The following is a 6,955-nucleotide window of genomic DNA, read 5'->3' as shown; positions in this document are numbered from 1 at the left end:
ATGTGGTGGGGCCCGCGCCCTCGGTTCAACAGGCGCTCGAGCAGATCGATGGCGTCGAACTCGATGGGGCGGTGCTCGACGTGAACCTGCATGGCGAACGCAGTTTCCCGCTTGCCGAGCACCTCGCAGCGCGCCACGTTCCTTTCCTCTTCCTCACCGGCTATGACAGCGCAACGGTCTTTCCCGATCAGTTCCGGGATTCGCCGAGACTGTCGAAGCCAGTAGACTCCAAAGTGCTGATCGAGGCGGTCGCCCGATTTGGCGCGCATAAGCACTGAGGCTTCGGGGCGCCTCGCCTTTGGCAATCGGCTTCTTGCAAGCGTTCGCAACATCCAATGCAGGCATTGGTCCCGTCTGGCATCGTGGAGGACTTTTCCACTCTCCGCTGCTGTTGATCCGTTGGCTGACGAACGGTCGCAGGATCGCGAGCGACCAGGTCAATAGCCGAAGCACCAACATCCTGGGGGGCACCACGACCGTGGTGATCTTTGCGGCCTCGGGGGGATTGGCGAGTTCGTTCCTCTAACTCGAACGGCGACGCCGGGGGTTGGCGAAGGCGTTCAAGCAAGTTCGCTTACAACAGGAACGATCATCATCGTCACGCATTCTCCCTAATCAATGCCCATCAACTCTCTCTGCTGGGGTGAGAACCGTGTTACCCAAAGGCCATGCCGTGCCTGACTGCGTACCGGGCGAGGTCGCTGTCGTTGACCTCATTCCTGCCTTGCGTGCTTTTGCGCGCACTTTTTGCCGCTTGCCCGATGATGCCGACGATTTGGTGCAGGAGACCCTGACCAAGGGGCTTGCGAATTTGGACAAGTTCGAGCCGGGGACGCGATTGAAGTCCTGGCTTTTCACCATCATGCGCAATACGCATTACACGCGGGTCAAGGCGGCAGCTAGGGAAGCGCCCGGTTTGCTTGACTGCGCCTCCAGCCGGCCGATTTCGGAAGCCTCGCAGGACTGGTCCGTTCGGACCAAGGAGGTCTACCGCGCCATCCAGAAGCTTCCGATACATCAGCGCGAGGTACTGACGCTGATCGGTGTGCTGGGCGTCAGCTACGAAGAAACCGCGGAGATATGCGATTGCGCGGTCGGGACCGTTAAAAGCCGTCTCAACCGCGCGCGTGCAAGCGTCCTGGAATTCCTTGATGAAAGCTCATCGCAAGCGCTGGTCGAAAGACACGACCATCTCGCGGAAGATCACTGGGACAGAAGCGCTGACAGGCATCGATGAGGCTTGTCGTCAGTTCTCCTTTTTGCACCGGCGCTTCTCGATCAGCGCATTCTGCAACTCGATCGCGAGCTTAGCCAGGCGATCAGGAACTTTTTCCTGCTCAATGGCGGTCAACAACGACGCGATCTCTTGGTCTATGCCCAGGCTTGCCTGGCTGACGGGATCGCGCTGGCTCGGACGAGACATGGCATTCTCTTAGCAAATGTGGCCCCTTCTAGATTCACTTGAGACCATACACGGCCGGAGTTTGCAAGGCGCTTCCAGCCGCCGATCAGCTTCAGCCCCGCAGCAGATCGTGGCGGAGCGAAAACCCTTTGCCTGAACTGATCCGTTCCGAGCCGGCAAAGTCTTGCGATAGTCCCCGCAAGATCAGTCTTCCGGAATCCGGTTTGCCGCGTGGTCTTGATACTGATCGGACTTGATCCGATTGCTGTCGAGGCCGCGTTCTTTTGTATGCTGCTTCTTATCCCGGTTCGACAGGACGTCATTTTCGCCAATCATGTCTTTCGGAACCGTCGTCTTCGCTCCGGTCCCGGCACCTTTGCCCTGACTGCCGCGTCCCATGTGTTTCTTACCGCCGGACGCCATCTTCTTCTCCTGGGTCTTCCAGCTTCTGCGCAAGTGGTTTGGGGCCCGAACTTCGGTCCGTCGGTTATGTTCCGCCGGTACGACGAATAAGAAAGGCGGTGCCGTCCCATCGACGGAAAGGCATCTCGCCATCGATGAGGACGTCCATGGCGCATATTCGGGCGAGATGGCCGATGTCGGAGGAATCGGCGGCGGGCGACATCCGATATGAATAATTGAGGATTGCCGCCATCCCTCCTGGCCGCAACACGCGCGCCACTTCGATAAAGTGCCGCTCGGCGACGCCGGCAAGTACCAGGTAAGGGAAGCTGTCGACCGCCAGCACGCCATCAAAACCCGCATTGACGAATTCGCCAAGGTCGAGGCCGGAGGTCCGGCGGAATTCAACATTGCCAAGACCGGCGCAGCGTCGGCGCGCGACGGCAACCATCCTGGGGGAGATATCGATGCCGACGATATGCTTCGCTCTGGCGTGGAGCGCGCATTCGAAGCGGCCGATGCCGGAGCCGATATCGAGTATTGTCTTGTCCGCGCCGGTAAAATCCTGTCGCTCCAGCCAGGAGACGATTTCGGCCGTTGCAGCCGTAAGCTTTTCCTCGTCGCCAAGCGACGAAAGTTGGACGCTGGCCGCCGGAGAGATGGCGACCGCCTCGTCAAAGCCCTCGGCCAGCCGGCGGATCGTCATCTCACCGGTTTCGCCGCGCAGACGGTCATGACAAACCGAAGCTGCCGTTGACCTCAGACTATCGAAGGCATCTGCCTTGCCTGAAAGAAGCACAGCGATGTCCTCGAGCCAGCCCCTTTGCTCGACAGCGCTTGTACGCATGTCCAATGCGACGTCCGCCAATTCTGGCGCGCGCATATCCGTCTCGACTGCCAATCTGGCGACCGCGACTTCGGCGGACAGGTCGGTCGCCATGCAATCCTCGAGGATATGCCTCGCGGTCGACCTCACTCGCTCTGCTGTGGTCATGGCGAGGCGCTCCGGGTCCAGACCCGTTGTATGGTCCATCGGTCCTTTGCTCCCCAGCTGTATTTGTAGCTCTCCCGGCCGCGTAGAAAATCGAACTCTCGCGCGCCGTCCTGAACGGCTTCGGCGATAGCCTTGCCGATCAGAATGGCGCCGGGGCTCTCCGATGCGTAAGCGGGGTCGAAGCCGCCGAGATAGGCATAGGCGCGGTCGTGGTGATGAAAACCGTAATAGGCGCCGACGACGGCGCCGTCGATTTCCATCAGCCAGCACCGCGCCAAATGGCTCGCGGCGAGACGGGGCAAGGCATTGCGATGAAACTCGATCGCGCTTTGCGTCAGCACGCCGCCGCCCTGTCCGGCCCAGCGGGCGTCGTGCAGGCGGATCAGCTGACCAAGAAATATCTCCGGCGCGGCCTCCGCCCGGTTGATCGTCACCCGGCCTCTCCGTTGCGCGGCTCGCAGCGCGCGACGCAGCTGGCGTCTTCGCCGCGCGGGAACGCACCCTGCAAGCGTCTCGTCGCCAGCCAAGGCAAGCACGGGGCAGGCGGCATGGCCGGTAGATCGGCTCTCTTCGATATCGGGCAGCAAAAGCTCCAGGGATGCGGCTTCACTCGAAAGGTCCGGCAGGATCCATTGCGACCATTCGAGCGAAAGCACAGTCTCGGCAATCAAGGTACCGACGGCTTCTTCGAACTTGGGTGCGCAAAGAATATCGAGATAGTCGCTCAGCGATATTCCGATCGGAAGCAGGCGCAAACCGGAAGCGTGCCGTTCGAGGTAGAGTGGTGCCAGGCCGACGAGATCGTTTCCGTTCCACACGGCGATCGCCGAGAGATCGCCCGGCGCGAATGTCCGCCACCATGGCAGGAGCCAGGCGGGTGACTGGAAAGGCGTAGCAGAGCTGCATTGCGACCAGAGCGGCCACCAATGCTGCTCTAGACCGTCGAGCGCTTCTTGGTCGCGGATGACATCGGCACGCAGGCCGCTCACCCGGCGGCTCCCAACCGTGCTCGGGAATCGCCGAGCTTTGCCAATGCCCGATAGGCATCCATATAGGCCGAAACCATGCGATCGAGCGAAAACCGATCTCGCGCCTCGGCCCGGCATATTTCGTTGTCGAGGTCGGCCGAAGCGTCGATGGCTATCGCCATCTCGTCGATATCATTGACCAGGAACCCGGTCTTGCCGTGCTCAACGACATTGGGCAGGGCGCCATTCGGGAAGGCCACAACCGGCGTGCCGCAGGCGAGGGCTTCCATGGCAACGAGCGAGCTCGTCTCCGCGGCGAGGCTCGGAATGACCAGGCAGCGGGCGGCGTTGAGAAGCCGCCGCTTGGCGAAAAACCCGAGCGGTCCCAGGAAACGCCGCCGCCTGTCGAGGCGAGGCTCCACCTCGTCGGCGAAATACTGAACATGTGTCCGGTAGGGATATATCTGCCCTCCTATTGCAAGCGGCACTCCAGCGCGCTTCGCGGCGTCGATCGCCAGGTGGATGCCTTTTTCCGGGCATATTCGGCTTAACACGAGCGCGAAATTGCGATGCGACCGGGGGGCGGCAAGCGCATTGACGTCAACCCCGTTTGGGATGGGCGCGATCAGTCTCGATCCGGCCGGCGCGGTTGCTTGCTGCGCCTCCGAGACCGCGTGCAGCCACAGGTCTTCACGGGCCGGGCTCAGCACTCCGGCCGGATACCAGGCAAGCGGCAGGTGCAGTGTCACGAGCGTGGGGCCGTCATCGGGAAGATAGGCATCGAAATCGATGCCATGCAGATGGACGACATCGATCGGCCAACGCGCACGCGCGGCTGCGATCGCCGCGCGGTGCGCGTCCTGGGCGCGGCTCTTTGCCGTCTCGTCGAGCGCGCCTGTTTCGGCAGGCGTCTCGACCAAGGTCCCGGCCGCGCTGGAGCCCCGGCAGGCGACGACGATGGATTGATGGCCTTGCCTGACCAGTGCGTGATCCAGCATCGACAGCACCTGCTCGGCGCCGCCGACCGCATCGAGGCCGACAGGCGCAAGCGGATAGGCGACGTTGAGCACTGTAAGCGTCATGGCTGATCGAGCCGAAGTGACCTCATGCGGCCGAGACCCGCCGCATGGGAATCGCGGCGTCGCGCACGCCAGGTGCGTAGCGGCGCACCATCTTCGCGCAGAATTCGGCGAACTCTTCGGGCGCCTGTGGCGGGCTGGTGTGATGGGGCTGCAGGCCTCGGTGCTCGGGCGTGAAGCAGAAAGTGATGGTGACGTTGAAGTCTGCCAGGGCTTCCATCTGGCGATCGAACCAATCGAGGGCATTCGGTCTGAAACTGTCGGCCCAAGAGAGGCCGGTGCGCAGACTGGTGACGCCCAGCCGCTTCATCCAGGCGACGGCGTCGTCCAGCCGGTGGTCCTCGAAATGGAACCACTGGACGAGGCCCATTTCCGGAGTGTGCCGCACGAACTCTTCGAGCGCGGGCTTGGGCGAGCCATCCTCGCGCAGAAGACCCATGTAGAAATGACGGTAATAGGAAGAGCCTTCCACCTCGCGATGCCGTGTGGTCGCTCCCCAAGCATGAGGCAAATCATAAAGGCTATACCATTGGACGCGGGGCGCGTTGCCAAGCAGAAGCTCCGCCGTCCGCCGCAGGCCCCAGACCTGGACCTCCTCGGCGCCGAAGCTCGACACGCCGACTTCGCTGATCCAAATCGGCAGATCGGTGACTTCGGCGATCTCGCCGAGCTTTTGCGGCCATTCGTGGATCTGCCAAAGGTTCCAGTCCAGCGGGAAGCCGTGCACGGCGACGGCATCGACATGGTCGAGGACACCATATCCCTTGATCAGCGACATGAAGCCGGCATCGATCGGCGAAATGCCGCCAAGCACTCTGGTGATCGCCGGGTTTTCAAGCCCGATCGCGTCCGCCGCCAGGATACTCATGCCGGCGAAGCGGCTCCAGTCCGGATCGAGCTCTGGGTCCCAATGCGACTTGTTGTTGGGCTCATTCCAGATCATGGCGGCTTCAATCATCATTTCGTCCTTTCGACGGGTAGACCGCACCTTCACCCGCCGGCTCATCGGACGCGCGGCAGAAGTAGACCTCGTCTTCCGGGTGAAGCAGGATCTGGAAGCCGGCGCTGCGCAGCATCGCCTCGATGCAGCCGCGGTTCGGGATCCACCAGTTGGTCGGATCGTCGGCGTAGCGGTGCTCGATGAAGTGCAGCTTCGGGAATTCGGTTCGATCGAACAGGTCGAGCGTCCAAAAATCATAGTTCTGTTCGAGCGCGAGGATTTCGCTGCTCCCGCGTTGCATCGACTGGAAGACCATCAAGTCGCGCGCAACATGCTCGCGGATCAGGTCGAGCGCCAGCAACGGGTGGCGTAGATGGTAAAGCACGCCCATGAAGAGCACGATGTCGAAGGTCTCGCCGAGCGCGCCGACGTCGTAGACCGACAATTGCCGGAATTCGATGTCGCACTCGGCGATTTCGGCGGCGAAACGCGCTTGCGTCAGATAGTCCACGTCGAAATCAATGCCGAGCACGCGATCGGCGCCTCGCTTCTTCATTTCAATGGAATAGAACCCGGCGTTGCAGCCGATATCGAGCACCGACTTGCCCGAGAGATCGGCCGGGATCGCATCCGCGAATTTCTGCCATTTCACCAGAGGATAGTTGCCGAGGAAATGGTCGGGAGCGGTCTCCACGCCCGCCAGTTCCATGTTGTGGAACCACGGTCCAAGCGCATCGATGCGGCGGCGAATTTCCGCGTCGGAATGCAGCACGGTCAGCCTCCTTCGCCTGGCAAGGATGGCACCTGCGAGCGGCTCGGCGGCACGAATATCGCTGTGTCTTCGTCTTCCGAGGCGTCGTTGTTTTCAAGCAGCCGGAGCGCCGTGCGGTAGCCGTTGAAGGTGCCGACATCGACATAGGCCGAGCCTGCCTTGACGCCCCAGGCTTCACCGCCGACGGCAAGGTAAGCATTGACCAGCGTTCCGAAATACTCGTCGCAGCCGTCCCGCTCGCGCCAAAGCGCCGCGAGCCGCTGAAAGGTGAAGCCCGGCATCTTGAACGCGCCCCAGACCCAGTCCGTGGCTGCGTCCTGCTGCTTGACCTGGATCTGCTCGACGCGGCCGTCCTGATCGACAACCACGGCGTCGAAAAGCTCGGGACGGTCTACAGG

At 61.9% G+C, this 6,955-nt stretch carries 9 protein-coding genes and 1 pseudogene; 2 read left to right on the top strand and 8 right to left on the bottom strand.

The window, feature by feature from the left end:
• Together EOA60_RS37565 and EOA60_RS13225 are read left to right on the top strand one after the other, a co-directional pair.
• A partial coding sequence (locus tag EOA60_RS37565; protein WP_164899289.1) for a response regulator occupies positions 1 to 278 on the top strand: 278 nt, incomplete at its 5' end.
• A 395-nt stretch (positions 279 to 673) separates the two neighbouring features.
• Positions 674 to 1,237 carry a sigma-70 family RNA polymerase sigma factor gene (locus EOA60_RS13225; RefSeq protein ID WP_067320579.1) on the top strand — a complete coding sequence of 188 codons (564 nt, stop codon included), beginning with the start codon at positions 674 to 676 and terminating at the stop codon, positions 1,235 to 1,237.
• Between the two features lie 9 nt (positions 1,238 to 1,246).
• On the opposite strand, the gene EOA60_RS37560 is transcribed toward EOA60_RS13225, so the two are convergent.
• The 8 genes and pseudogenes from EOA60_RS37560 to EOA60_RS13190 form a co-directional block, all read right to left on the bottom strand.
• On the bottom strand, positions 1,247 to 1,423 hold the full coding sequence (locus tag EOA60_RS37560) for a hypothetical protein (protein ID WP_082953720.1): 177 nt from the start codon (positions 1,421 to 1,423) through the stop codon (positions 1,247 to 1,249).
• Positions 1,424 to 1,606: 183 nt separating this feature from the next.
• Positions 1,607 to 1,825, bottom strand: coding sequence for a hypothetical protein (locus tag EOA60_RS13220; protein WP_066992288.1), 219 nt, complete (start codon positions 1,823 to 1,825; stop codon positions 1,607 to 1,609).
• A 64-nt stretch (positions 1,826 to 1,889) separates the two neighbouring features.
• The gene (locus tag EOA60_RS13215; protein ID WP_245307396.1) at positions 1,890 to 2,744 is read right to left on the bottom strand and encodes a methyltransferase domain-containing protein; all 855 of its coding nucleotides are present in this window, start codon (positions 2,742 to 2,744) and stop codon (positions 1,890 to 1,892) included.
• Between the two features lie 50 nt (positions 2,745 to 2,794).
• Entirely contained in the window at positions 2,795 to 3,787 is a 993-nt protein-coding gene (locus EOA60_RS13210; RefSeq protein WP_095827602.1) for a GNAT family N-acetyltransferase, read from the bottom strand.
• On the bottom strand, positions 3,784 to 4,848 hold the full coding sequence (locus tag EOA60_RS13205) for a glycosyltransferase (protein WP_127213761.1): 1,065 nt from the start codon (positions 4,846 to 4,848) through the stop codon (positions 3,784 to 3,786). The genes EOA60_RS13210 and EOA60_RS13205 overlap by 4 nt, the downstream gene beginning before the upstream one ends.
• Before the next feature lie 22 nt (positions 4,849 to 4,870).
• A complete protein-coding gene (locus tag EOA60_RS13200) occupies positions 4,871 to 5,803 on the bottom strand; it encodes a beta-xylosidase (protein WP_127245890.1) in 933 nt (310 codons plus the stop codon).
• Positions 5,796 to 6,557, bottom strand: coding sequence for a TIGR04290 family methyltransferase (locus EOA60_RS13195; protein WP_095827600.1), 762 nt, complete (start codon positions 6,555 to 6,557; stop codon positions 5,796 to 5,798). Before EOA60_RS13195 ends, EOA60_RS13200 begins: the two co-directional genes overlap by 8 nt.
• A 2-nt stretch (positions 6,558 to 6,559) precedes the next feature.
• Positions 6,560 to 6,955, bottom strand: a pseudogene (locus EOA60_RS13190) (nucleotidyltransferase family protein); the annotation flags it as partial.

Source organism: Mesorhizobium sp. M1A.F.Ca.IN.020.06.1.1 (assembly GCF_004023265.1).
GTDB lineage: Bacteria > Pseudomonadota > Alphaproteobacteria > Rhizobiales > Rhizobiaceae > Mesorhizobium.
Note: the sequence above shows the minus strand (reverse complement) of the source record. Positions and strands in the feature narration are given on the sequence as shown.